At 73.2% G+C, this 24,494-nt stretch carries 18 protein-coding genes; 15 read left to right on the plus strand and 3 right to left on the minus strand.

All coding sequences use genetic code 11. From position 1 onward, the window contains the following. The first annotated feature begins 78 nt into the window (after positions 1-78). Together smc and ACZ4K2_RS06350 are read left to right on the plus strand one after the other, a co-directional pair. Positions 79-3,708, plus strand: coding sequence for a chromosome segregation protein SMC (gene smc, locus ACZ4K2_RS06345; RefSeq protein WP_467474288.1), 3,630 nt, complete (start codon positions 79-81; stop codon positions 3,706-3,708). Between the two features lie 238 nt (positions 3,709-3,946). Next, positions 3,947-5,365 carry a sugar porter family MFS transporter gene (locus ACZ4K2_RS06350; RefSeq protein WP_467474289.1) on the plus strand — a complete coding sequence of 473 codons (1,419 nt, stop codon included), beginning with the start codon at positions 3,947-3,949 and terminating at the stop codon, positions 5,363-5,365. 367 nt (positions 5,366-5,732) lie between these two features. Here the strand turns inward: ACZ4K2_RS06350 and ACZ4K2_RS06355 are convergent, their stop codons facing one another. Further along, entirely contained in the window at positions 5,733-7,187 is a 1,455-nt protein-coding gene (locus ACZ4K2_RS06355; protein WP_467474291.1) for a cytosine permease, read from the minus strand. A 171-nt stretch (positions 7,188-7,358) separates the two neighbouring features. Between ACZ4K2_RS06355 and ftsY the strand changes: the two genes are divergently transcribed. Beyond that, positions 7,359-8,561 carry a signal recognition particle-docking protein FtsY gene (gene ftsY / locus ACZ4K2_RS06360; RefSeq protein ID WP_467474292.1) on the plus strand — a complete coding sequence of 401 codons (1,203 nt, stop codon included), beginning with the start codon at positions 7,359-7,361 and terminating at the stop codon, positions 8,559-8,561. 112 nt (positions 8,562-8,673) lie between these two features. Here the strand turns inward: ftsY and ACZ4K2_RS06365 are convergent, their stop codons facing one another. After that, a complete protein-coding gene (locus ACZ4K2_RS06365) occupies positions 8,674-9,330 on the minus strand; it encodes a bifunctional DNA primase/polymerase (RefSeq protein ID WP_467474294.1) in 657 nt (218 codons plus the stop codon). A gap of 473 nt (positions 9,331-9,803) precedes the next feature. Between ACZ4K2_RS06365 and nsdA the strand changes: the two genes are divergently transcribed. From nsdA to ftsH, 6 genes are all read left to right on the plus strand, one after another. Next, on the plus strand, positions 9,804-11,273 hold the full coding sequence (nsdA, locus tag ACZ4K2_RS06370) for a transcriptional repressor NsdA (protein WP_467474296.1): 1,470 nt from the start codon (positions 9,804-9,806) through the stop codon (positions 11,271-11,273). Between the two features lie 316 nt (positions 11,274-11,589). After that, a complete protein-coding gene (locus tag ACZ4K2_RS06375; RefSeq protein ID WP_467474298.1) occupies positions 11,590-12,930 on the plus strand; it encodes an ammonium transporter in 1,341 nt (446 codons plus the stop codon). Then, on the plus strand, positions 12,927-13,265 hold the full coding sequence (locus ACZ4K2_RS06380; RefSeq protein ID WP_467474299.1) for a P-II family nitrogen regulator: 339 nt from the start codon (positions 12,927-12,929) through the stop codon (positions 13,263-13,265). Before ACZ4K2_RS06375 ends, ACZ4K2_RS06380 begins: the two co-directional genes overlap by 4 nt. A gap of 44 nt (positions 13,266-13,309) precedes the next feature. After that, entirely contained in the window at positions 13,310-15,793 is a 2,484-nt protein-coding gene (locus ACZ4K2_RS06385; RefSeq protein ID WP_467474301.1) for a [protein-PII] uridylyltransferase, read from the plus strand. 83 nt (positions 15,794-15,876) lie between these two features. Continuing rightward, the gene (gene ffh / locus ACZ4K2_RS06390) at positions 15,877-17,427 is read left to right on the plus strand and encodes a signal recognition particle protein (RefSeq protein WP_467474302.1); all 1,551 of its coding nucleotides are present in this window, start codon (positions 15,877-15,879) and stop codon (positions 17,425-17,427) included. Between the two features lie 91 nt (positions 17,428-17,518). Next, positions 17,519-19,459 carry an ATP-dependent zinc metalloprotease FtsH gene (gene ftsH / locus ACZ4K2_RS06395; protein ID WP_467474303.1) on the plus strand — a complete coding sequence of 647 codons (1,941 nt, stop codon included), beginning with the start codon at positions 17,519-17,521 and terminating at the stop codon, positions 19,457-19,459. 13 nt (positions 19,460-19,472) lie between these two features. Here the strand turns inward: ftsH and ACZ4K2_RS06400 are convergent, their stop codons facing one another. Then, positions 19,473-20,357, minus strand: a complete 885-nt coding sequence (locus ACZ4K2_RS06400; RefSeq protein ID WP_467474305.1) for a class I SAM-dependent methyltransferase — start codon at positions 20,355-20,357, stop codon at positions 19,473-19,475. Positions 20,358-20,878: 521 nt separating this feature from the next. On the opposite strand from ACZ4K2_RS06400, the gene ACZ4K2_RS06405 reads away from it, so the two are divergent. The 6 genes from ACZ4K2_RS06405 to rplS all read left to right on the plus strand — a co-directional run bounded on the left by ACZ4K2_RS06405 (position 20,879) and on the right by rplS (position 24,465). Next, positions 20,879-21,475, plus strand: coding sequence for a hypothetical protein (locus tag ACZ4K2_RS06405; RefSeq protein WP_467474306.1), 597 nt, complete (start codon positions 20,879-20,881; stop codon positions 21,473-21,475). A gap of 310 nt (positions 21,476-21,785) precedes the next feature. Continuing rightward, positions 21,786-22,205: a 30S ribosomal protein S16 gene (rpsP, locus tag ACZ4K2_RS06410; protein ID WP_071370664.1), complete on the plus strand. Its 420-nt coding sequence runs from the start codon at positions 21,786-21,788 to the stop codon at positions 22,203-22,205. Between the two features lie 5 nt (positions 22,206-22,210). Then, positions 22,211-22,450 (plus strand): RNA-binding protein, encoded by a 240-nt coding sequence (locus ACZ4K2_RS06415; protein ID WP_003973401.1) that lies wholly within the window; start codon positions 22,211-22,213, stop codon positions 22,448-22,450. A gap of 126 nt (positions 22,451-22,576) precedes the next feature. Then, positions 22,577-23,146, plus strand: a complete 570-nt coding sequence (gene rimM, locus ACZ4K2_RS06420) for a ribosome maturation factor RimM (protein ID WP_467474308.1) — start codon at positions 22,577-22,579, stop codon at positions 23,144-23,146. Next, complete coding sequence (gene trmD, locus ACZ4K2_RS06425; protein ID WP_467474310.1) at positions 23,146-23,979, plus strand: tRNA (guanosine(37)-N1)-methyltransferase TrmD; 834 nt, start codon at positions 23,146-23,148, stop codon at positions 23,977-23,979. Before rimM ends, trmD begins: the two co-directional genes overlap by 1 nt. Positions 23,980-24,114: 135 nt before the next feature. Beyond that, on the plus strand, positions 24,115-24,465 hold the full coding sequence (gene rplS, locus ACZ4K2_RS06430) for a 50S ribosomal protein L19 (RefSeq protein ID WP_467474312.1): 351 nt from the start codon (positions 24,115-24,117) through the stop codon (positions 24,463-24,465). Positions 24,466-24,494: the final 29 nt, after the last annotated feature.

Below are 24,494 nucleotides of genomic sequence, written 5' to 3' on the forward strand. Positions count from 1 at the left end.
CTGCCTGTCCAGTGGCGAAACCGAGGGGTTGCGAGTGTCCGTGGAGTGAGATAGCGGCGCCGGGTAGAGTCCGGCGGCGTGCACCTCAAGGCCCTGACCCTCCGCGGCTTCAAGTCGTTCGCCTCCGCGACCACGCTCCGGTTCGAACCAGGGATCACGTGTGTCGTCGGCCCGAACGGCTCGGGCAAGTCCAACGTCGTGGACGCGCTCAGCTGGGTCATGGGCGAACAGGGCGCCAAGTCCCTGCGCGGCGGCAAGATGGAGGACGTCATCTTCGCCGGGACCACCGGCCGCCCCCCGCTGGGCCGCGCCGAGGTGTCCCTGACCATCGACAACTCCGACGGGGCCCTGCCCATCGAGTACGCCGAGGTCACCCTCACGCGGATCATGTTCCGCAACGGCGGCAGCGAGTACCAGATCAACGGCGACACCTGCCGGCTGCTGGACATCCAGGAACTCCTCTCCGACTCCGGCATCGGCCGCGAGATGCACGTCATCGTCGGCCAGGGCCGGCTCGACTCCGTCCTGCACGCCGACCCCATGGGCCGCCGCGCCTTCATCGAGGAGGCCGCGGGCGTCCTCAAGCACCGCAAACGCAAGGAGAAGGCGCTCCGCAAGCTGGACGCGATGCGCGCCAACCTCGCCCGCGTGCAGGACCTCACCGACGAACTGCGCCGCCAGCTCAAGCCGCTGGGCCGCCAGGCCGCGGTGGCGCGCAGGGCGGCCGTCATCCAGGCCGACCTGCGCGACGCCCGGCTGCGGCTCCTCGCCGACGACCTGGTGCGCCTGCGCGACGCCCTGCGGACCGAGATCGCCGACGAGGCGGCCCTGAAGGAACGCCGGGAGACCGCCGAGCAGGAGCTGAGGAAGGCCCTCCAGCGCGAGGCCCTGCTGGAGGACGAGGTCCGCCGGCTCGCTCCGCGCCTCCAGCGCGCCCAGCAGACCTGGTACGAACTGTCCCAGCTCGCCGAACGCGTGCGCGGCACCGTCTCGCTGGCCGACGCCCGGGTCACGAGCGCCACCGCCGCGCCCCCCGAGGAGCGGCGCGGCCGGGACCCCGAGGACCTGGAACGCGAGGCCGCCCGCGTCCGCGAGCAGGAGGCCGAGCTGGAGGCCGCCCTGGACGCGGCCCGGCACGCCCTCGACGACACCGTCGCCCACCGCGCCGAACTGGAGCGCGAGCTGGCCGCGGAGGAACGCGCGCTGAAGGACGCCGCCCGTGCCATCGCCGACCGCCGCGAGGGCCTCGCCCGGCTGACCGGCCAGGTCGGCGCGGCCCGCTCCCGCGCCGCCGCCGCGCAGGCCGAGATCGACCGGCTGGCCGTGGCCCGCGACGAGGCGGGCGACCGCGCGGTGCGCGCCCAGGAGGAGTACGAGGCGCTCCGGGCGGAGGTCGACGGCCTCGACGCGGGCGACGCCGACCTGTCCGGCCGGCACGAGGCCGCCAGGCGCGAGCTGGCGCAGGCGGAGGCGGAGCTGAGCGCGGCCCGCGAGGCCCTCACCGCTGCCGAGCGCGAACGGGCGGCCACCCAGGCCCGCCACGACGCGCTGGCGCTCGGCCTGCGCCGCAAGGACGGCACGGGAATACTGCTGGGCGCCCGGGACCGGCTCACCGGGATCCTCGGTCCGGCCGCGGAACTGCTGACGATCGAACCGGGTCACGAGGTCCCGCTCGCCGCCGCCCTCGGCGCGTCGGCGGACGCGATCGCCGTCACCACCCCGGCGGCGGCCGCCGAGGCGCTCACCCTGCTGCGCAAGCAGGACGGCGGCCGCGCGGCCCTCATCCTGGCGGGCGCCCCGGAGCACGAGGACGGTGGCCCGGCGCCGGGCGCGCGGGCGGGGACCGCCGCGACGGACCACGGCGCGCCCGCGGACGGCCACCCGTCCGGCACCCCACTCACACGCCCCCACACCTTCGCCGCGGACCTGGTCCGCGGCCCCGCCGACCTCATGCCGGCCGTGCGCAGGCTGCTGTCCGGCACCGTCGTCGTCGACACCCTGGAGGACGCCCGGGACCTGGTCCGCGCCCGCCCGGAGCTGACCGCCGTCACCGCCGACGGAGACCTCCTCGGCGCCCACTTCGCGCACGGCGGTTCGGCGGGCGCGCCCAGCCTGCTGGAGGTGCGGGCGTCCGTCGACGAGGCCGCCGCCGAGCTGGCCGCCCTGGCCGTCCGCTGCGAGGAACTGGCCGGCGCCCAGCGCGCGGCGGCCGGGCGCCGCGCGCAGGCAGCGGTCCTGGTCGAGGAACTGGGGGAGCGCCGGCGGACCGCCGACCGGGAGAAGTCGGCCGTCGCCCAGCAGCTCGGACGGCTGGCCGGACAGGCACGCGGGGCCGCCGGGGAGGCCGAGCGGTCGGCAGCGGCCGCGGCGCGCGCGCAGGACGCGCTGGAGAAGGCCGTGCTGGAGGCCGAGGAACTGGCCGAGCGGCTGGCCGTGGCCGAGGAGCTGCCGGTGGACGAGGAGCCGGACACCTCGGTGCGGGACCGGCTCGCCGCCGACGGGGCCAACGCCCGGCAGACCGAGATGGAGGCCCGTCTCCAGGTCCGTACGCACGAGGAGCGGGTCAAGGGGCTCGCCGGCCGCGCCGACGCCCTGGACCGGGCGGCCCGTGCGGAACGCGAGGCACGGGCGCGTGCCGAGCGGCGCCGGGCCCGGTCGCGGCACGAGGCGGCCGTCGCCGGGGCCGTCGCCGCCGGCGCCCGGCAGCTCCTCGCGCACGTCGAGGTGTCCCTGGTCCGGGCCGAGCGGGAGCGCTCCGCCGCCGAGACGGCCAAGGACCGGGGCGAGCGGGAGCTGGCCGCCGCCCGCACGGCCGGCCGTGAACTGAAGTCGGAACTCGACAAGTTGACGGATTCAGTTCACCGAGGCGAGGTACTAGGTGCTGAGAAGAGGTTGCGCATAGAGCAGCTGGAGACCAAGGCGCTGGAGGAGCTGGGTGTCGAACCGGAGGGGCTGGTGGCGGAGTACGGTCCGGACCGGCTCGTGCCGCCCTCGCCCCCCGCCGACGGCGAGCGGCTGCCGGAGGACCCGGAGCACCCGCGGAACCGGCCCCGCCCCTTCGTGCGCGCCGAGCAGGAGAAGCGGCTCAAGGCGGCCGAGCGGGCGTACCAGCAGCTGGGCAAGGTCAATCCGCTGGCGCTGGAGGAGTTCGCCGCGCTGGAGGAGCGCCACAAGTTCCTCGGTGAGCAGCTCGAGGACCTGAAGAAGACCCGGGCCGACCTGCTTCGGGTGGTGAAGGAGGTCGACGAGCGCGTCGAGCAGGTGTTCACCGAGGCGTACCGGGACACCGCCCGCGAGTTCGAGGGCGTCTTCGGCCGGCTGTTCCCCGGTGGCGAGGGCCGCCTGGTGCTGACCGACCCCGACGACATGCTCGCCACGGGCGTGGACGTCGAGGCGCGTCCGCCGGGCAAGAAGGTCAAGCGGCTCTCCCTGCTCTCGGGCGGCGAGCGCTCCCTGACGGCCGTCGCGCTGCTGGTGGCGATCTTCAAGGCCCGGCCGAGTCCGTTCTACGTCATGGACGAGGTCGAGGCCGCGCTGGACGACACCAACCTCCAGCGGCTGATCCGCATCATGCAGGAGCTCCAGGAGGTGTCCCAGCTGATCGTGATCACACACCAGAAGCGCACGATGGAGGTGGCCGACGCGCTCTACGGCGTCTCCATGCAGGGCGACGGGGTCTCGAAGGTCATCTCCCAGCGGCTGCGCTGACCCGCCTCCGGCATCCGACGGCGAATCGCCCCGCCCTGTGTTCAGCTCTTGAACACGGGCAGGATGGTCGTATCTTGAATTTCACATCAGTCCAGTTATTGATTTCGAAACTTGAAGGCATAGTCTCTGCAGCGTTGTCTATACCTTCAGGTGTAAGTGGTGCGAACGTATGCGCCACTGGAAGCCAGAAGGGCTCGCCCCCACCCCGGCAGCGTTGCCGTGGCCCGAGGAGTTACACGTGACCAGCACAGCGCAGGCACCTCAGCCAGGAGCCAGAACGGCTCACCCCGAACATCTCGGGCACGTCATCTTCATCGCGGCGGCGGCCGCCATGGGCGGCTTCCTCTTCGGTTACGACAGCTCCGTCATCAACGGCGCCGTCGAGGCCATCCGCAGCCGCTACGACATCGGCTCCGCGGCCCTCGCACAGGTCATCGCGATCGCCCTGATCGGCTGTGCCATCGGTGCCGCCACGGCCGGCCGCATAGCCGACCGGATCGGCCGCATCCGCTGCATGCAGATCGCCGCCGTCCTCTTCACCATCAGCGCCATCGGCTCCGCCCTGCCGTTCGCCCTGTGGGACCTCGCCTTCTGGCGCATCATCGGCGGCTTCGCCATCGGCATGGCCTCGGTCATCGGCCCCGCCTACATCGCCGAGGTCGCCCCGCCGGCCTACCGCGGCCGCCTCGGTTCCTTCCAGCAGGCCGCGATCGTGGTCGGCATCGCCGTCTCCCAGCTCGTCAACTGGGCCATCCTGAACGCGGCGGGCGGTGACCAGCGCGGCAAGCTGATGGGCCTGGAGGCCTGGCAGGTCATGCTCGGCGTCATGGTGATCCCGGCGGCCCTCTACGGCCTGCTCTCCTTCGCGATCCCCGAGTCGCCCCGCTTCCTCATCGAGGTCGGCCGCAAGCAGCGCGCCCGCGAGGTGCTCAAGGAGGTCGAGGGCGACAAGATCGACCTGGACGCCCGGATCGCCGAGATCGAGCGCGCCATGAAGCGCGAGCACAAGTCCAGCTTCAAGGACCTGCTCGGCGGCTCCTTCCTCTTCCGGCCGATCGTCTGGATCGGCATCGGCCTGTCGGTCTTCCAGCAGTTCGTCGGCATCAACGTCGCGTTCTACTACTCCTCGACGCTGTGGCAGTCGGTCGGCGTCGACCCGACGGAATCGTTCTTCTACTCCTTCACGACGTCGATCATCAACATCATCGGCACCGTGATCGCGATGATCTTCGTGGACCGCATCGGCCGCAAGCCGCTCGCCCTGATCGGCTCGACCGGCATGGTCGTGGGCCTCGCGCTGGAGGCGTGGGCGTTCAGCCACCCCCTGGTCGACGGCAAGCTCCCGAGCACCCAGGGCTGGGTCGCCCTGGTCGCCGCCCACCTGTTCGTCCTCTTCTTCGCCCTCTCCTGGGGCGTGGTGGTCTGGGTCTTCCTCGGCGAGATGTTCCCGAACAGGATCCGCGCCGCCGCCCTCGGTGTCGCCGCCTCCGCGCAGTGGATCGCCAACTGGGCCATCACCGCGAGCTTCCCGTCGCTGGCCGACTGGAACCTCTCCGGCACCTACGTGATCTACACCGTCTTCGCCGCGCTCTCCATCCCGTTCGTCCTGAAGTTCGTCAAGGAGACGAAGGGCAAGTCCCTGGAGGAGATGGGCTGACCCGCCCGGCGAAGCCCCCCGAACCGGGGAGAGGGGCCAAGTCCCCGCTGCCCCTCTCCCCGCACCGTCCGCCGCCCCCGGCCCGGCACACCGCCCGGACCGGGGGCGGCGGCCGTCCCGTCCCCGTCCCGCCCGCCGGGCGACGTAGGCGCGGGCCTCCGTCCGGGAAGCGCCCGCCGTACCCGGCCCACACCCGGTCCGGGTCCTCGGCGGGGTACGGCAGCGGGGTCCGCGCGGGAGGCGCATCGGGCGCGGGGCCCCGTCGGGACGTACGGCCGTGACGGGCATGGAAAGTCCCCCTCCGGTGCGGTGGAGGGGGACGGTGGCCGGCGCGGCGCCAGGCGGTCGTGGCCGAGCGGGCCGGTGTTCAGGCGCCCGCGGGCGCCGGCACCTCTGCGGTCTCGCCGGCGGCCGGGGCCGCGGTGGCCACCGCCGGCTTCGGCAGCACCAGGTACAGCACGCCGGAGATCACGATGGTGGCGACCCAGCCGAGGCCGTACTCGCCGATGACGTTGTTGCCGGCGAGCGGGCCGGTGAACCAGTCCGAGGTGGTGAACATCAGGCCCGCCACCAGGCCGACCGCCCAGGCGGCCACGGCCGCGGGGGAGAAGCCGCCCTTGTACCAGTAGGCGCTGGCTCGGGTGGTGTCCGCCATGGCCTCGCCGTCGTAGTCGGGGCGGCGCAGCATGTCCGCGCCGAACACGCCGACCCACGCCGAGAAGGCGACCGCCAGCAGGGACAGGAAGGCGATGAACGAGCCCATGAAGCTCGTCGCCACCAGCATCAGCACCCCGCCGAAGACCAGCGAGATCACGGCGTTCACCGAGACCGCCCAGTGCCGCGGCACCTTGAAGCCCAGCGTCTGCGCGGTGAAGCCCGCCGAGTACATCGACATCGAGTTGATCAGCAGCATGCCGATGAGCGCGATGCACAGGTACGGCACGGCGATCCAGGTCGGCAGGATCTCGCCGAGGAAGGAGACCGGGTCGGACGCCGAGGCCAGGTCGGGGGTGGAGACCGCCATGACCGCGCCCATCAGGACCATCGGCAGCACGACGACACCGGCGCCGCCCACCGCCGTCCCCACGATGGCCTTCGAGGACGCCGTGCGCGGCAGGTAGCGGGTGAAGTCCGGCGCGGTCGGGATCCAGCTGACACCGCCGGCCGCGATCATGCCGACGCCGGTGATCACCGCGGCCGTGGAGCCGGCGCCCTGGTGCAGCACCTCCGACCAGTCGGTGTTCGCCACCAGGTAGCCCAGGACCAGCACCGAGAAGACGGCGAAGAGGTAGGTCGCGTACTTGTTGCACTTCTGCACGGCGTTGATGCCGAGCCCGGAGATCGCGAACGTCGAGACGACGAACGCCAGCAGCGTCACCATGTCGAGCACGCCGTTGGCCTTGATGCCGAACAGGATGTCCAGGATGGTGAGCAGCGCGTACGCGCCGGTCACCGCGTTGATCGTCTCCCAGCCCCAGCGCGCGACCCAGATCAGCGAACCGGGCAGGAGGTTGCCGCGCTGCCCGAAGACCGCCCGCGACAGCGCCATGCCGGGCGCGCCGCCCCGCTTGCCCGCGATGCCGATCAGACCGACCAGGCCGTACGACACGGCCGGCGCGGCCACGGCGACGATCAGCGCCTGCCAGAAGTTCAGGTGGTACGCCACGACCAGGCTCGCGCCCATGGTCAGCAGCAGCACGCTGATGTTCGCACCGACCCAGGTGGGGAACAGCGCGCGGGTCTTCGCGGTGCGCTCGTGATCGGGGACCTGCTCGATACCACGGGTTTCGAGAGCGCCCTCGGTCTCGACGGATGTGCTCATGGAAGTGGTGCCAGACGGTGGGGGGACGGGGTGACGTGGGGACTCTACGCGCGTGGATAGAGGGTCCACCATCGTACTTTGCTCCGAGTCCTCATGCTAAGCGGTGTTTGTCTCTCGGAGGAACTCACAAACGGGCCCCCGGCGCACCCCATGGCCGATACTGGTCGGGTTATGGAAATCGTCATCCTTGCTGTAGTCATCGCCGTGGTCGTGCTCGGCGCGCTCGGCGGGCTGATCGTGGGCAGCCGGCGCCGGAAGCCGCTGCCCCCGCCGCCCCCCGCAGCGCCCGACATCACCGCGCCCCCGGCCGAGCCGCACGTCGGCGACGAGGCCGAGACGCCGCGCGACGAACCGCGCCGGACGATCGAGGAGGTGGATCTCCCGGGCGGGCCCGCACCGGTCGTCGTCGAGGAGCCCCCCGTTGTCGAGGCTCCCGGGATCGAGATCCCGGAGCCCACCGCAGGCCGCCTGGTCCGCCTGCGCACCCGCCTGTCCCGCTCGCAGAACGCCCTCGGCAAGGGCCTGCTCACGCTGCTCTCGCGCGAGCACCTGGACGAGGACACCTGGGAGGAGATCGAGGACACGCTGCTCACCGCCGACGTCGGTGTGCTGCCCACCCAGGAACTCGTCGAGCGCCTGCGCGAACGCGTCAGGGTGCTCGGCACCCGCACCCCCGAGGAACTGCGCGCCCTGCTCCGGGAGGAACTCCTGAAGCTGGTCGGCACCGAGGTCGACCGCACGGTCAGGACCGAGCCCGAGGACCGCAAGCCCGGCATCGTGATGGTCGTCGGCGTCAACGGCACCGGCAAGACCACCACCACCGGCAAGCTGGCCCGCGTCCTCGTGGCCGACGGCCGCAGCGTGGTGCTCGGCGCGGCCGACACCTTCCGCGCCGCCGCCGCCGACCAGCTCCAGACCTGGGGCGAGCGCGTCGGCGCCTACACCGTGCGCGGGCCGGAGGCGGGCGACCCCGCGTCCGTCGCCTTCGACGCGGTCAAGGAAGGCAAGGAGATGGGGGTCGACGTCGTCCTCATCGACACCGCCGGACGGCTGCACACCAAGACCGGTCTCATGGACGAGCTGGGCAAGGTGAAGCGGGTCGTGGAGAAGCACGCGCCGCTCGACGAGGTGCTGCTCGTCCTGGACGCCACCACCGGCCAGAACGGTCTGGTGCAGGCCCGCGTGTTCGCCGAGGTCGTGGACATCACCGGCATCGTGCTGACCAAGCTGGACGGCACGGCGAAGGGCGGCATCGTGGTCGCGGTCCAGCGCGAGCTGGGCGTGCCGGTCAAGCTGATCGGGCTCGGCGAGGGCGCGGACGATCTCGCGCCGTTCGAGCCGGAGGCGTTCGTGGACGCGCTGATCGGGGACTGACCCCCTCCGGAGCGTCGGAGGCCTCCACGACCATGGGACCGTTCTCGCGTCCGAGCAAGCGCCCGCCCCCGCAGTGCAGCCGGGGACGGGCGCTCCGTCTTGCGGCGGCGGCTCAGCCCCGCGACCGATGGGCGACGTACGCCAGCGTGCCGAGCAGCAGCCGCGCCGCCGGGGGCCGGGTCGCCGAGTCCAGCGCGGGCGGGCGCAGCCAGCGCACCGGGCCCAGGCCGCCCCGGTCGGAGGGCGGCGCGGTGATGTGCGTGCCGGGGCCGAGGCCGCGCAGGTCCAGGGCGGCCGGGTCGTCCCAGCCCGTGCGGTAGAGCAGGCGGGGCAGGTCGGCGGCGGCGCCGGGCGCGACGAGGAAGTGGGCGCGGCCGTCCGGGGTGGCCGTGACCGGGCCGAGGGGGAGGCCCATCCGCTCCAGGCGGACCAGGGCGCGCAGCCCGGCCGCCTCCGAGACCTCGATGACGTCGAACGCCTGGCCCACCGGCAGCATCACCGAGGCGCCCGGGAACGCGGACCAGGCCCGGCTCACCTCGCCCAGCGTGGCACCCGCGGGCACCGGGGACGCGAAGGCCAGCGGGTGCGCGCCCGGCGCCGGGCAGCCGGACCGGCCGCAGGAGCAGGCGCCCCCGGCGGCCCGGGCCCCCGGCACCACGTCCCAGCCCCACAGCCCGGTGAACTCGGCGACGGCGGTGCACTCCGCGGACCGGCCGCGCCGGCGCGTGCCGGAGCGGAGCTCGCGGATGCCGGCGATCGTGAAGCCCATGCCCCCTCCAACGGGTCCGGCGCGCCGGTGGTAACGACACGGAACGAGACGGAAGCGGAACGTAACGCTACGGCTCCGCCTTCCCGAGCGGTCAGCTCCTCAAGGCGGCGCCTTGGGGCGCATCGGGTGGCACGCCAGGAGGCATGCGCCCCCCTCGTGCGTCAGTCCGCCGGCTTCCGTCAGTCCCGCGTCAAGTGAATCGCGCCGCGGTGGGAGAGGGTTCATTCGAAGGGGTGGCGAATGGTGGCGTTTCAGGGAACCACGTGGCTGGATGGGTGATCGCGGGATTACTCTGAGTGTGCGAGTCCTGGGGGCACATGCACTCATGGGTATGCCGGAGGCAAGCCGTCAACTCGTTCGAACGGTGAGAACCGGCGGACGGGGGCCCTCTTCACCGGCATCCTGGCAGGGCTCGGCGTACCGACGGCGACAGGCGGTCGGCGACCAGTGGTCTCAGGAAGGGGGGCGTTCCCTTGGGCGGCAACGGCGGTGGCCGGACGAACGCCGAGAAGTGCCCCAACGGGCTGCTCGGCTCGTGGTTCGTGCGCAGCGGCTGGTCCAAGGGCGAGCTGGCCCGCCAGGTGAACCGCCGGGCCCGTCAGCTGGGTGCCAACCACATCTCCACCGACACCTCGCGGGTCCGCCGCTGGCTCGACGGGGAGAACCCGCGCGAACCCATCCCGCGCATCCTCTCCGAGCTGTTCTCGGAGCGCTTCGGCTGCGTGGTCTCCGTCGAGGACCTCGGCCTGCGCGTCGCCCGGCCGTCGCCGGCCGACTCCGGGGTCGACCTGCCCTGGACTGGCCCGCAGACGGTGGCGCTGCTCGGCGAATTCTCCCGCAGCGACCTGATGCTGGCCCGGCGCGGCTTCCTCGGCAACTCGCTCGCCCTGGCCGCCGGACCGTCACTGATCGAGCCCATGCAGCGCTGGCTCGTGCCCGCCCCGGGCCCCGCGGTCCCGCCCGGGCCGGGGTCAGGGCCCGACGCCCGCGGGCCGGGCCGGCTGTCCCGGCCCGAGCTCGACCTGCTGGAGTGCACCACGCGCATGTTCCGCCAGTGGGACGCCCAGTGCGGCGGCGGACTGCGCCGCAAGGCGGTCGTCGGCCAGCTCCACGAGGTCACCGACCTGCTCCAGGAGCCCCAGCCCGAGGCCACCACCCGCAAGCTGTTCAAGGTCGCCGCCGAACTGGCCGAACTGGCCGGCTGGATGTCGTACGACGTCGGGCTCCAGCCCACCGCGCAGAAGTACTTCGTGCTCGCCCTGCACGCGGCCAAGGAGGCCGGCGACAAGCCCCTCGGCTCGTACATCCTCTCCAGCATGGGCCGGCAGATGATCCACCTGGGCCGGCCCGAGGACGCCCTGGAGCTGATCCACCTCGCGCAGTACGGCAGCCGCGACTGCGCGAGCCCGCGCACCCAGTCCATGCTGTACGCGATGGAGGCCCGGGCCTACGCCAACATGGGCCAGCCCGGCAGGACCAAGCGCGCCGTCCGCATGGCCGAGGACACCTTCGCCGAGGTCGGCGAGTGGGACGAGCCGGACCCCGACTGGATCCGCTTCTTCTCCGAGGCCGAGCTGTACGGCGAGAACTCCCACTCCTTCCGCGACCTCGCCTACGTCGCCGGGCGCAGCCCCACTTACGCCTCCCTCGCCGAGCCGCTCATGCGGCGGGCCGTCGAGCTGTTCGCCGAGGACCACGAGCACCAGCGGTCGTACGCGCTCAACCTCATCGGCATGGCCACCGTGCACCTCCTGCAGCGCGAGCCCGAGCCCACCGTCGAGTACACGGCACAGGCCATGGAGGTCGCCAAGAAGGTCCGCTCCGAGCGGGTGAACACCCGGATCCGCAAGACGGTCGACGCGGCCGTGCGCGACCACGGCGACCTCGCCGTGGTCGGCGCGCTCTCCGAGAAGCTGGCCGTCGAGCTGCCGGAGAGCGCCTGAGCCTTCCCGCCCTCCCCGGGCCCCACCGATTCCGGCCGCGGCCGGTCCTCCCGAACTGCCCGACTCGGCTCCCCCATGCCAGGTCGTCGAGAGGCCCGCCGCGGCCGGTCCTGTCCCCCCGGTACCTCCCGGCGGAACGCCCGCACGTCATGGGCGCGTAACACGCAGGCCACCTTCGTCACCCCGGCGAAACAGCGCGGGGCTCCCGCCGAAACCGCGCCGCGTCAGGCTCGAGCCGTACGACCGGCCCGCTCCCACCGGCCGGACCGCTCAGGCACCGCCCGCACGGGGCCGCACGATCCACGAGGAGACGCCGATGGCACCAGCCGTCCTGCTGGCGGCGGACGCACCCAGGCTGTCGTCCGCCAACACGGGCTTCATGCTCGTCTGCTCCGCCCTGGTGATGCTCATGACCCCGGGCCTGGCCTTCTTCTACGGGGGTATGGTCCGCGTCAAGAGCACCCTGAACATGCTGATGATGAGCTTCGTCAGCCTCGGGATCGTCACCCTCCTCTGGGTGCTCTACGGCTTCTCCCTCGCCTTCGGCACGGGCAGCGCCCTCCTCGGCTGGAACCCCGACTGGCTCGGCCTCGGCCACATCGGGCTGACGCAGCTCTGGGACGGCTCCACCATCCCGGTCTTCGTCTTCATGGTCTTCCAGCTGATGTTCGCGGTCATCACCCCCGCCCTGATCAGCGGCGCCCTCGCGGACCGCGTGAAGTTCTCGGCCTGGGCGCTCTTCATCACGCTCTGGGTCACGATCGTCTACCTCCCGGTCGCCCACTGGGTCTGGGGCGCCGACGGCTGGGCCTACCGGCTCGGCGTGATCGACTTCGCGGGCGGTACGGCGGTCCACATCAACGCCGGTGCGGCGGCGCTCGGCGTCATCCTCGTCATCGGCAGGCGCGTCGGCTTCCGCCGGGACCCGATGCGCCCGCACAGCCTGCCGCTGGTCATGCTCGGCGCCGGCCTGCTCTGGTTCGGCTGGTTCGGGTTCAACGCCGGCTCCTGGCTCGGCAACGACGACGGCGTCGGGGCGCTGATGTTCGTCAACACGCAGATCGCCACCGCGGCCGCGATGCTGGCCTGGCTCGCCTGGGAGAGGATCCGGCACGGCGCGTGCACCACCCTCGGCGCCGCCTCCGGCGCGGTCGCCGGCCTGGTCGCCATCACCCCCGCCGGCGGCGCGGTCTCCCCGCTCGGCGCGATCGCCGTCGGCGCCGTCGCCGGGGTCGCCTGCGCCGCGGCCGTGGGCCTGAAGTTCAGGTTCGGCTTCGACGACTCCCTCGACGTCGTCGGCGTCCACATGGTCGGCGGCATCACCGGCTCCCTGCTGATCGGCTTCCTCGCCACCGGCGAGGGCCAGTCCACCGCCACCGGCGTCCTCTACGGCGACCACTCCTTCGACCAGCTCTGGAAGCAGTGCGCCGGCGTCTTCGCGGTCCTCGCCTACTCCCTGGCCGCCTCGGCCGTCCTCGCCCTCCTGCTCGACCGGACCCTCGGCATGCGGGTCACCCGGGACGAGGAGGTCTCCGGCATCGACCGGGCGCAGCACGCCGAGACCGCGTACGACTTCAGCGGCGCCGGCGGCGGGGTCGCCGGCAGCCCCGCCGCGCTCTCCCCGGCCGCCGCGCAGTCCAGGAAGGTGGACGCATGAAGCTCATCACCGCCGTCGTCAAGCCGTACCGGCTCGACGAGATCAAGGAGGCCCTCCAGGCCTTCGGCGTCCACGGACTGACGGTCACCGAGGCCAGCGGCTACGGCCGGCAGCGGGGCCACACCGAGGTCTACCGCGGCGCCGAGTACACCGTCGACCTCCTCCCCAAGATCCGTATCGAGGTGCTGGCCGAGGACGACGACGCCGAGCAGGTCATCGAGGCCGTCGTGAAAGCGGCCCGCACCGGCAAGATCGGAGACGGCAAGGTGTGGTCCGTACCGGTCGAGACGGTCGTACGGGTCCGCACGGGCGAGCGCGGGCCGGACGCGCTCTGACACGCCGGAAACCGGATCAGGGGACACAGGACGGGAGCCACCGGGTGGCGGGCACGGAAGCACACACGGCGGCGCAGCCGCGCCCCGGCGGCTACGCGGCGGCCCGGCTGCGCCTCCTCACCGAGGGGACGCGGTCCGGGCCGGCGCGCCGCACCGCCCTGGCCGCGCTGACCGACGACTGGCTCGCCGGGCTGTTCACCGCGGCGGCCGGGGAGCACGAGGGGACGGGACCCGGCCGGCGGACGGGCGGACCGGGCGGGGTCTCGCTCGTCGCCGTCGGCGGCTACGGCCGCGGGGAACTCTCCCCGCGCAGCGACCTCGACCTCGTCCTGCTCCACGACGGCTCCGACCCCGGCGCGGTCGCCGCCCTCGCCGACCGCCTCTGGTACCCCGTCTGGGACCTCGGGATCTCTCTCGACCACTCCGTGCGCACCCCCGCCGAGGCCCGCCGGACGGCCGGCGAGGACCTCAAGGCCCACCTCGGCCTGCTGGACGCCCGCCACCTCGCCGGCGACGCGGACCTCACCGCCGGCCTGCGCACCGCCGCCCTCGCCGACTGGCGCGCCCGGGCCCCCCGGCGGCTGCCCGAACTCCGGGACCTGTGCGCCGACCGGGCCGCCCGGCACGGCGAACTGCCGTACCTGCTGGAACCCGACCTCAAGGAGGCCCGGGGCGGTCTGCGCGACGCCACCGCCCTGCGCGCCGTGGCCGCCTCCTGGCTCGCCGACGCCCCGCGCGAGGGCCTCGCCGACGCCCGGCGCCGCCTCCTCGACGTGCGGGACGCCCTCCACCTGGCCACCGGCCGCGCCACCGACCGGCTCGCCCACCAGGACCAGGACCAGGTGGCCGCCGGGCTCGGACTGCTCGACGCCGACACCCTGCTCCGGCAGGTCTACGAGGCGGCGCGCGTCATCGCCTACGCGTCCGACGTCACCTGGCGCGACGTCGGACGCGTCCTGCGCTCCCGCGCCGGACGGCCCCGCCTGCGCGCCGTCCTGGGCGGCGGCGCCCCGGCCGCCGCCCGGTCGCCGCTGGCCGAGGGCGTCGTCGAACAGGACGGCGAGGTGGTGCTCGCCCGCACCGCGCGCCCCGAACGCGACCCCGTGCTCCCCCTGCGCGCCGCGGCCGCCGCCGCACAGGCCGGCCTCCCGCTCTCCCCGCACGCCGTACGGCGCCTGGCCGCCGCCCGCCCCCTGCCCGTGCCCTGGCCCGCCGAGGCCCGCGAAGAGCTGGTCACCCTGCTCGGCGCCGGCCGCCCCCTGGTCGACGTCTGGGAGGCACTGGAGGCCGAGGAGCTGATCACCCGCCTGCTCCCCGACTGGGAGCGCGTCCGCTGCCGCCCCCAGCGCAACGCCGTCCACCGCTGGACGGTCGACCGGCACCTGATCGAGACCGCCGTCCGCGCCTCCGCCCTCACCCGCCGCGTCGGCCGCCCCGACCTGCTCCTCGTCGCCGCGCTGCTGCACGACCTCGGCAAGGGCTGGCCCGGCGACCACTCCGTGGCCGGCGCGACCATCGCCGGGGACGTCGCCGCGCGGATCGGCCTCGGCCCCGCCGACACGGCCGTCCTGTCGGCCCTCGTCCGCCACCACCTGCTGCTGGTCGAGACGGCCACCCGCCGCGACCTGGACGACCCCGCCACCGTCCGCTCGGTCGCCGGGGCGGTCGGCACCCCGGGCACCCTGGAGCTGCTGCACGCCCTCACCGAGGCGGACGCCCTCGCCACCGGACCGGCGGCCTGGTCCTCCTGGCGCGCCTCCCTCGTCGCCGACCTCGTACGGCGCGTCCGCGCCGTGCTCACCGGGGACGCCCCCGACGAGCCCGGGCCCGCCGCGCCCACCGCCGAGCAGGAGCGCCTCGCCGTCGAGGCGGCTCGTACCGGCGGCCCGGTCCTCGCCCTGCGCGCCCGCGGCGAACCGGTGCCGGACGGGGAGCGGCCCGGCGAGCCGGAACCGCTGGGCGTGGAACTCCGCATCGCCGTCCCCGGCCGGCCGGGCGTGCTGCCCGCGGTCGCCGGGGTCCTCGCGGTGCACCGGCTCACCGTCCGCACGGCCGAGCTGCGCACCCTGCGCCCGCCGGGCGCCGCGGACGGCGACGGCACGGTGCTCCTGCTCGACTGGCGCGTCGCCGCCCAGTACGGCGCACCGCCCCCGGCGGCCCGGCTGCGCGCCGACCTCGCCCGCGCCCTGGACGGCTCCCTGGACATCGCCGGCCGCCTCGCCGAGCGGGACGCGGCCCGCCCCCGGCGGCGCGGCCGGACCGCCCCGCCGCCCCGGGTGACGGTGGCCCCGGCGGCCTCCCGGCACGCCACGGTGATCGAGGTCCGCGCCCAGGACGCGCCGGGCCTGCTGCACCGCATCGGGACCGCCCTGGAGCGGGCGGGCGTGCGGGTGCGGAGCATGCACGTCTCCACCCTGGGCGCCGACGCCGTGGACGCGTTCTACGTCACGACGGCGGCGGGCGCGCCCCTGCCCGCCGCCGTCGCCGCGGCGACGGCCCGGGCCCTGGAGGAGGCCCTGCGCGGGTGACCCTGCCCCGGTGCCTGCGGCGCCGGGATACTCTGGAGGGCGATTCCCACAGACCGTCACCGACCCCGAGGACCGCGAGCGCCGTGTTCGACACTCTCTCCGATCGCCTGTCAGCGACTTTCAAGAACCTGCGCGGCAAGGGACGGCTCTCCGAGGCGGACATCGACGCCACGGCCCGCGAGATCCGCATCGCGCTCCTCGAGGCGGACGTGGCCCTGCCGGTCGTCCGCGCGTTCATCAAGAACCTCAAGGAGCGCTCGCTCGGCGCCGAGGTCTCCCGGGCGCTGAACCCGGCCCAGCAGGTCCTCAAGATCGTCAACGAGGAACTGGTCACCATCCTCGGCGGCGAGACCCGGCGCCTGCGCTTCGCCAAGCAGCCGCCGACCGTGATCATGCTGGCCGGCCTCCAGGGCGCCGGCAAGACCACCCTCGCGGGCAAGCTCGGCAGGTGGCTGCGCGAGCAGGGGCACTCTCCGCTGCTGGTCGCCTGCGACCTCCAGCGCCCGAACGCCGTCAACCAGCTCAGCGTCGTCGCCGAGCGCGCGGGCGTCGCCGTCTACGCCCCGGAGCCGGGCAACGGTGTCGGCGACCCGGTGAAGGTCGCCAAGGACTCCATCGACTTCGCGCGGTCCAAGGTCCACGACATCGTGATCGTGGACACCGCCGGCCGCCTCGGCATCGACGCCGAGATGATGCAGCAGGCCGCGGACATCCGGGACGCCGTGTCCCCGGACGAGATCCTGTTCGTGGTCGACGCCATGATCGGCCAGGACGCCGTCAACACCGCCGAGGCGTTCCGCGACGGCGTCGGCTTCGACGGCGTGGTCCTCTCCAAGCTCGACGGTGACGCCCGCGGTGGCGCGGCCCTGTCCATCCGGCAGATCACCGGCAAGCCGATCATGTTCGCGTCGAACGGCGAGAAGCTCGACGACTTCGACGCGTTCCACCCGGACCGGATGGCCTCCCGCATCCTCGACATGGGCGACCTGCTCACCCTGATCGAGCAGGCGGAGAAGACGTTCAGCCAGGAAGAGGCCGCCAAGATGGCCTCCAAGCTGGCGTCCAAGAAGGGCCAGGACTTCACCCTGGACGACTTCCTGTCCCAGATGGAGCAGGTCAGGAAGATGGGCAGCATCAGCAAGCTGCTCGGCATGCTCCCCGGCATGGGCCAGATCAAGGACCAGATCGCCAACCTGGACGAGCGCGACGTCGACCGCACCGCCGCGATCATCAAGTCGATGACCCCGGCCGAGCGCCAGGAACCGACGATCATCAACGGCTCCCGCCGCGCCCGTATCGCCAAGGGCTCCGGTGTCGAGGTCAGCGCCGTCAAGAACCTGGTCGAGCGGTTCTTCGAGGCCCGCAAGATGATGTCCCGCATGGCCCAGGGCGGTGGCATGCCCGGCATGCCGGGGATCCCGGGCATGGGCGGCGGCCCCGGCCGGCAGAAGAAGCAGCCGAAGAAGGCCAAGGGCAAGCAGCGCTCCGGCAACCCGATGAAGCGCAGGCAGCAGGAGCTGGAGGAGGCCCAGCGCCGCGAGGCCGCCGCGCAGAACGGCGGCGCCTTCGGACTGCCGCAGCAGGGCGCCCAGGACTTCGAGCTGCCCGACGAGTTCAAGAAGTTCATGGGCTGACCGGCCCGTATGCCGCGGGGGCGCCCTCTCCGCCGACGGGAAGGGCACCTCTGCGCGTGCCGGTGCGGTCCCGGTGCCGTACCGTCCCGGTATGAGCAACCCCGCTCCGCCGCGCAGGTCTCCCGACCAGCCCTGGCGTACCGAGGGCGCCCCGCAGGAGCCGCAGCGGCGGCCGCCCGGCGGCCGCCGGATGCGGGGCGGCTGGTGGCGGCTGATCCTCACCGCGCTGATCGTGTACCTGATAGCGAACCTGGTGCTGTCCTACTTCGACCAGGCGAACGAGCCGACGATCGCCTACACCGAGTTCAGCAGGCAGGTGAACGACGGCAACGTCGCCAAGATCTACGCCAAGGGCGACTCGATCCAGGGCCAGCTCAAGAAGGAGCGGGGCAGACCCGGGGGCGGCGGGGAGTACACCAAGTTCAACACCGAGCGGCCGTCCTTCGCCCACGACGACCTGTGGGCGAACCTGACCAGGCACCAGGTCACCGTGACGGCCGAGCCGGTCGTCCAGCACCGCGGCTTCCTGTCCAACCTGCTGCTCTCGTTCGCCCCGATGCTGCTGCTGATCGCCGTGTGGCTGTTCGTCGCGCGCCGGATGAGCGCGGGACTCGGCGGCGCGGGCGGCATGCTCGGCCGGAAGGCGCCCCCGAAGCCGGTGGAGCTGGTGCCGGGGGAGAAGCGCACCACGTTCGCCGACGTGGCGGGCATCGACGAGGTCGCGGGCGAGCTGAACGACGTCGTCGACTTCCTGAAGAACCCCGACGCCTACCGCCGGATGGGCGCCAAGATGCCGCGCGGTGTGCTGCTCGCCGGCCCGCCCGGCACCGGTAAGACCCTGCTCGCGCGGGCGGTGGCCGGCGAGGCGGGCGTGCCGTTCTTCTCCGCCTCGGCCTCCGAGTTCATCGAGATGATCGTCGGCGTGGGCGCCTCCCGGGTGCGGGAGCTGTTCGCCGAGGCCCGCAAGGTCGCGCCGTCGATCATCTTCATCGACGAGATCGACACCATCGGGCGGGCGCGCGGCGGCGGCGCGTCGGTGGGCGGGCACGACGAGCGCGAGCAGACCCTGAACCAGATCCTCACCGAGATGGACGGCTTCTCCGGCTCGGAGGGCGTCATCGTGATCGCGGCCACCAACCGCGCCGACATCCTCGACCCGGCCCTGACCCGCCCCGGCCGCTTCGACCGGGTGGTCCAGGTCTCGCCGCCGGACCGCGGCGGACGCGAGGCCATCCTGGAGATCCACACCCGTGACATCCCGCTCGCCGACGACGTCGACCTCGCAAAGGTGGCCCGGACGACCCCGGGCATGACGGGCGCGGAGCTGGCGAACCTCGCCAACGAGGCAGCGCTGCTCGCCGTGAAGCGGGGGCAGCGGCGGGTGACACCGGCCGACCTCTCCGACGCCCTGGAGAAGATCCAGCTCGGCGCGGAGCGGGCGCTGGTGATGCCCCAGGAGGAACGCCGGCGCACCGCGTACCACGAGAGCGGACACGCCCTGCTGGGCATGCTCCAGCCGGGCGCCGACCCGGTCCGCAAGATCACGATCGTGCCGCGCGGCCGGGCGCTCGGGGTCACCCTGTCGACCCCGGACGCCGACAGGTACGCGTACACCGAGGAGTACCTGCGCGGGCGGATCATCGGCGCGCTCGGCGGCATGGCGGCCGAGCACGTGGTCTACGACGTGATCACCACCGGCTCCGAGAGCGACCTGGAGCAGGTGACCGGCATCGCGCGCGGCATGGTGTCGCGCTGGGGCATGAGCGAGCGGGTCGGGCGGCTCTCCGCGCTCCCGAACGACGCCCAGCAGGCGTACGGCCTGGCCGCCGCCCCGCAGACCCTCGACGTGATCGACGCCGAGATGCGCCGGATCGTGGACGAGTGCTACGAGGAGGCGTGCCGCAAACTCCGCGACCACCGCGGACAGCTCGACGCCCTGGCCGGCGCCCTGCTGGAGAGCGAGACCCTGGAGGAGGCGGACGCCTACCGGATCGCCGGGATCACCCGCCTCACGAAGAACGGCGACGCCTGAACCCGGGCATGCCTCAGGGCACCCGGGCGATCAGGTAGCGGAAGACGTTCGGCATCCACACGGTGCCGTCCGGGCGCCGGTAGGGGTGCAGCGCCTCCGTCAGCTCCTTGCCGACCTGCCGGGCGTCGTCGGCCGCCGCCGTCGCCGCGTCGAACAGGCCGGTCGACAGCAGCCCGCGTACGGCACTGCCGAGCCCGGCGTACCCGAACGGGCAGGCGACCCGGCCCGAGCCGTCCGGCTTCAGCCCGGCCCGTCCGGCGGCCTCCTCCAGCTCGTCCCGCCGGACCGTCCGCCGGTCCCGTCCGCCGCGCGGCGCGCGGTCCGGCCCGGTGACCGCCCGCACCACCGCCGAGGTGGCGCAGCGCTCCGGCGGACCCCAGCCGGCGAGCACCACGGCCGCCCCGCGGGCGGCCAGCGGGAGCGCGCGGGCGAGCAGGCCGCCGAGCCCCTCGGCGTCCCCCGGGACACCGCCGACCGGCTCGAAGAGGGTCACCAGGGTGTACGGAGCCGTCGCGCCGGCCGGGTCCGCGGGCAGCCCGTCGAGGAGCGCCGCGGCCGCACGCGCGCGCGTGCCGCGCCGCGCGCCCGCGGCCCCGCCGCGCGGGACGTCCGGCATCAGGCGCTCGCGGGCGAGGGCGAGCCGCTCGGGGGAGGCCGAGTCGGCGCCGGTGACCGCGGCGCCCCGGGCCGCCGCCATCAGCAGGGCGAGCCCTGAACCGCAGCGCAGGCCCAGCAGCCGGGTGCCGGGGCCCACTTCGAGCCGTTCGTAGACGGTTTCGTAGAGCGGTACCAGCATCCGCTCCTGGATCTCGGACCAGTCACGCGCGCGTGCGCACCGGTCCACGCGGGCTGTGGTCTCCGCGGAGGACACGTGCTGCCGCACGAGTGCAGGTGTCATGGATGCGCCCCAATCCGCCGACGATTCGCCGCTGTGCCCGGTCGTGTGGCCCCCGTGCCGTGCGCCTCGCACATCCCACGTATGCCACCTAACTCCCGGCTCGCGGTGCCGTCCAGGGGCGAGGCGCCCGGTTCGTGCTCCGGGTGCGGGTGTGGCGAGATTTCACGTCCCGGCAACCGGGATGCCCGTACGGTGTCCGTTCCCGGGAACGGGCCGGTCGCGGGGGCCGCGGCGGGGCGCGGTAACGTCGCGGCGACCGGCGACGCAGACCGCAGTGGGGGCGGTGCGCCGGACGCGGCCGAAAACCCCTCTTGCGCGGCGGACCGCCGGTGCCGCCCCGGCACGCACACACGGGGCGTGGCGCCACCTACGCACCGGCTTGGTACGAGCTGTGACGCTTCTCCGCAGTTCAGCGCACCCGCCCTCGTCAGGACGCATCAGTGGCAACTGACGGGTACGTGCAAATTATTTGGGATGCCCCGGAATAGGAACACAGCGGTACCCCCGCTCGTTGTCATTACGTGAGCACGACACAGACACCACCTGTTCTCGCCGCAGAGCTGGCGCAGGCGTGGGCCGATATTCAGCGGAACCACCCCGAGCTGCCTGACCTTGCCGCGCCAGAGTCCCTGATCGGAGAGTCCTCGTCCGCGTGCGGCCACGAGCTCTCCTTCGAACGACTGCTCCACGAGGCCGTCCACGGCATCGCCGCCGCGCGCGGCGTCCGTGACACCTCCCGGGCCGGTCGCTACCACAACCGCCGCTTCCTGGCGATCGCCGAGGAACTGGGCCTGGACCACCCCGAGGAGCCGCACCCCAGCAGCGGTTTCTCGCTGGTCACCCTCAACGCCGAGGCGAAGCGGCGCTACCGGCCGACCATCGAGCGGCTGCAGCGCGCCCTGAAGGCCCACCTGGCGGCCACCTCGGCCGACACCGCGCGCACCTTCCGCGGCCCGGCCGCCCGGCACGGTTCCTCCGGCGGCGGCGTGCGGGTCAAGGCGGTGTGCGACTGCGGTCGCAACGTCCGGGTGGTCCCGTCGGTGCTGGCGCAGGCCCCGATCGTCTGCGGGGGCTGCGGCAAGCCGTTCCGGATCCCGGAGGTCGCGGGGGTCGCGTAGGCGCGCACCGCGGGGACACCGGCATCTCGTGGATACCGGGTCGCGGGCCGGCGGCCCCACGACGCCGGACAGCGCACCCGACGTGACCTCACCTCCGGCGCCGGGTGCCCCCTCGGCCTGCCCGCGCGCAGCTCACGTCCCCGGGGCCGAGAGCGACCTGCGGGGTATGGCACAATGTCTAGCTGTACTCGACAGTCGCACAGGACCCCTCTCTCCTCCGGCTGACGCGTCCATCGGGCACTCGGGTACCGCAACCCCACGCGGCAACTCGCCGTGCCCAACCACGTCAAAACCAGGAGAACCCACTCCCGTGGCAGTCAAGATCAAGCTGAAGCGTCTGGGCAAGATCCGTTCGCCTCACTACCGCATCGTCGTCGCCGACTCCCGTACCCGCCGTGACGGCCGGGCCATCGAGGAGATCGGCAAGTACCACCCGACCTACAACCCGTCGGTCATCGAGGTGGACGCCGACCGCGTGGCGTACTGGCTGGGTGTCGGCGCGCAGCCGACCGAGCCCGTTCTCGCCATCCTGAAGAAGACCGGCGACTGGCAGAAGTTCAAGGGCGAGCCCGCCCCGGCGCCGCTGCTCGTCGCCGCGCCGAAGGCCGCGCGTCCGTCGTTCGAGGCCCTCGGCGGTGACGACGAGGGCAAGGGTGAGGCGATCACCCAGAAGAAGAAGGCTGAGAAGAAGGACGAGGCCGCGGCTGAGTCCGAGTCGACCGAGGCCTGAGCAGCATGCTCGAAGAGGCGCTTGAGCACCTCGTGAAGGGCATCGTCGACAACCCTGACGATGTGCAGGTGGCCTCGCGCAACCTGCGCCGCGGGCGCGTGCTGGAGGTCCGGGTCCACCCCGACGACCTCGGCAAGGTGATCGGCCGCAACGGCCGCACCGCGCGCGCCCTGCGCACCGTCGTGGGCGCCATCGGCGGCCGCGGTGTCCGCGTCGACCTCGTCGACGTGGACCACGTCCGCTGACGCTTCATCGCAACCGGCTCGGGCCGGGGAGGGCCACTGGCCGTCCCCGGCCCGAGTCGTATGAGCAGGCCGCGCACGCCGTACGAGCAGGATGCGCGCGCAGCAGATGACAGGAGAATTGGACACGTGCAGCTGGTAGTCGCACGGATCGGCCGCGCCCACGGCATCAAGGGCGAGGTCACCGTCGAGGTACGTACCGACGAGCCCGAACTGCGGCTCGCCCCGGGCGCCGTCCTGGCCACCGACCCCGCAGCCACCGGACCGCTCACGATCGCCGCCGGCCGCGTCCACAGCGGACGGCTGCTGCTGCGCTTCGAGGGCGTCGCCGACCGCAGCGCCGCCGAGGCGCTGCGCAACACCCTGCTGATCGCCGAGGTGGACCCCGGGGAATCGCCCGAGGACGAGGACGAGTACTACGACCACCAGCTGATCGACCTCGACGTGGTCACCGAGGACGGCACGGAGGTCGGCCGGATCACCGAGATCTCGCACCTGCCCTCCCAGGACCTGTTCATCGTGGAGCGCCCGGACGGCGGCGAGGTGCTGATCCCCTTCGTGGAGGAGATCGTCACCGCGATCGACCTGGAGGAGCAGAAGGCGGTCATCGCACCCCCGCCGGGCCTGATCGACGACCGCGCGGAGATCGCCTCCCCGCGGGAGGCCGAGGGCTCCGCGGCTCCCGGGGAAGAGTCCTGATGCGCCTCGACGTCATCACGATCTTCCCCGAGTACCTCGATCCGCTGAACGTCTCCCTCGTCGGCAAGGCACGCGCGCGTGGGCAGCTCGACGTCCGCGTGCACGACCTGCGCGCGTGGACGTACGACCGCCACAACACGGTGGACGACACCCCGTACGGCGGCGGCCCCGGCATGGTCATGAAGACCGGCCCCTGGGGCGAGGCCCTGGACACGGTCCTCGCCGACGGCTACGAGACCGGCGCCCGGGGCCCCGCGCTGATCGTCCCCACTCCCAGCGGCCGGCCCTTCACCCAGGAACTCGCCGTGGAACTGTCCGCGTGCCCCTGGCTCATCTTCACGCCGGCCCGCTACGAGGGCATCGACCGCCGCGTCATGGACGAGTACGCCACCCGCATGCCCGTGCACGAGGTCTCCATCGGCGACTACGTGCTCGCCGGCGGCGAGGCGGCCGTCCTGGTCATCACCGAGGCCGTCGCCCGGCTGCTGCCCGGCGTCCTCGGCAACGCCGAGTCCCACCGCGACGACTCCTTCGCCCCCGGCGCCATGGCCGGCCTCCTCGAAGGCCCCGTCTACACCAAGCCGCCCGCCTGGCGCGGCCGGGACATCCCCGACGTGCTGCTCAGCGGCCACCACGGGAAGATCGCCCGCTGGCGCCGCGACGAGGCCCTGCGGCGCACCACCGCCAACCGGCCCGACCTGATCGAGCGCTGCGCCCCCCGCGCGTTCGACAAGAAGGACCGCGAGATGCTCTCCATCCTGGGCTGGGAACCGGACCCGCAGGGGGAGCGGTGGGGCCGATTTTGGCGGCGGGCCGAGGGCGTGGAAGAATAGACCGCTGTTGTGCGTCCGTCCGGCGTGCGCCCCTGCCACAGGGGGAGACGACGCCCGTCCCGACCCCGCACGGCAGCCTCCTGTACACCTAGCTCCCGTTGATGACCTGTGGCATCAGCGAAGAAAGCAGACGAAATGTCTCACCTGCTCGACTCCGTCGACGCCTCGTCGCTGCGCAGCGACGTCCCGGCCTTCCGTCCGGGTGACACCGTCAACGTCCACGTCCGCGTCATCGAGGGCAACCGCTCCCGTGTGCAGCAGTTCAAGGGCGTTGTGATCCGCCGCCAGGGCGCCGGTGTCCGCGAGACCTTCACGGTCCGCAAGGTCTCGTTCTCCGTCGGCGTGGAGCGCACCTTCCCGGTGCACACCCCGATCGTCGAGAAGATCGAGCTGGTCACCCGTGGTGACGTGCGCCGCGCCAAGCTGTACTACCTCCGTGAGCTGCGCGGCAAGGCCGCGAAGATCAAGGAGAAGCGCGAGCGCTGAGCGCTCTGAAGGAGTTCATGGCGGGTCGG

The organism is Streptomyces sp. NPDC025833 (assembly GCF_055558055.1).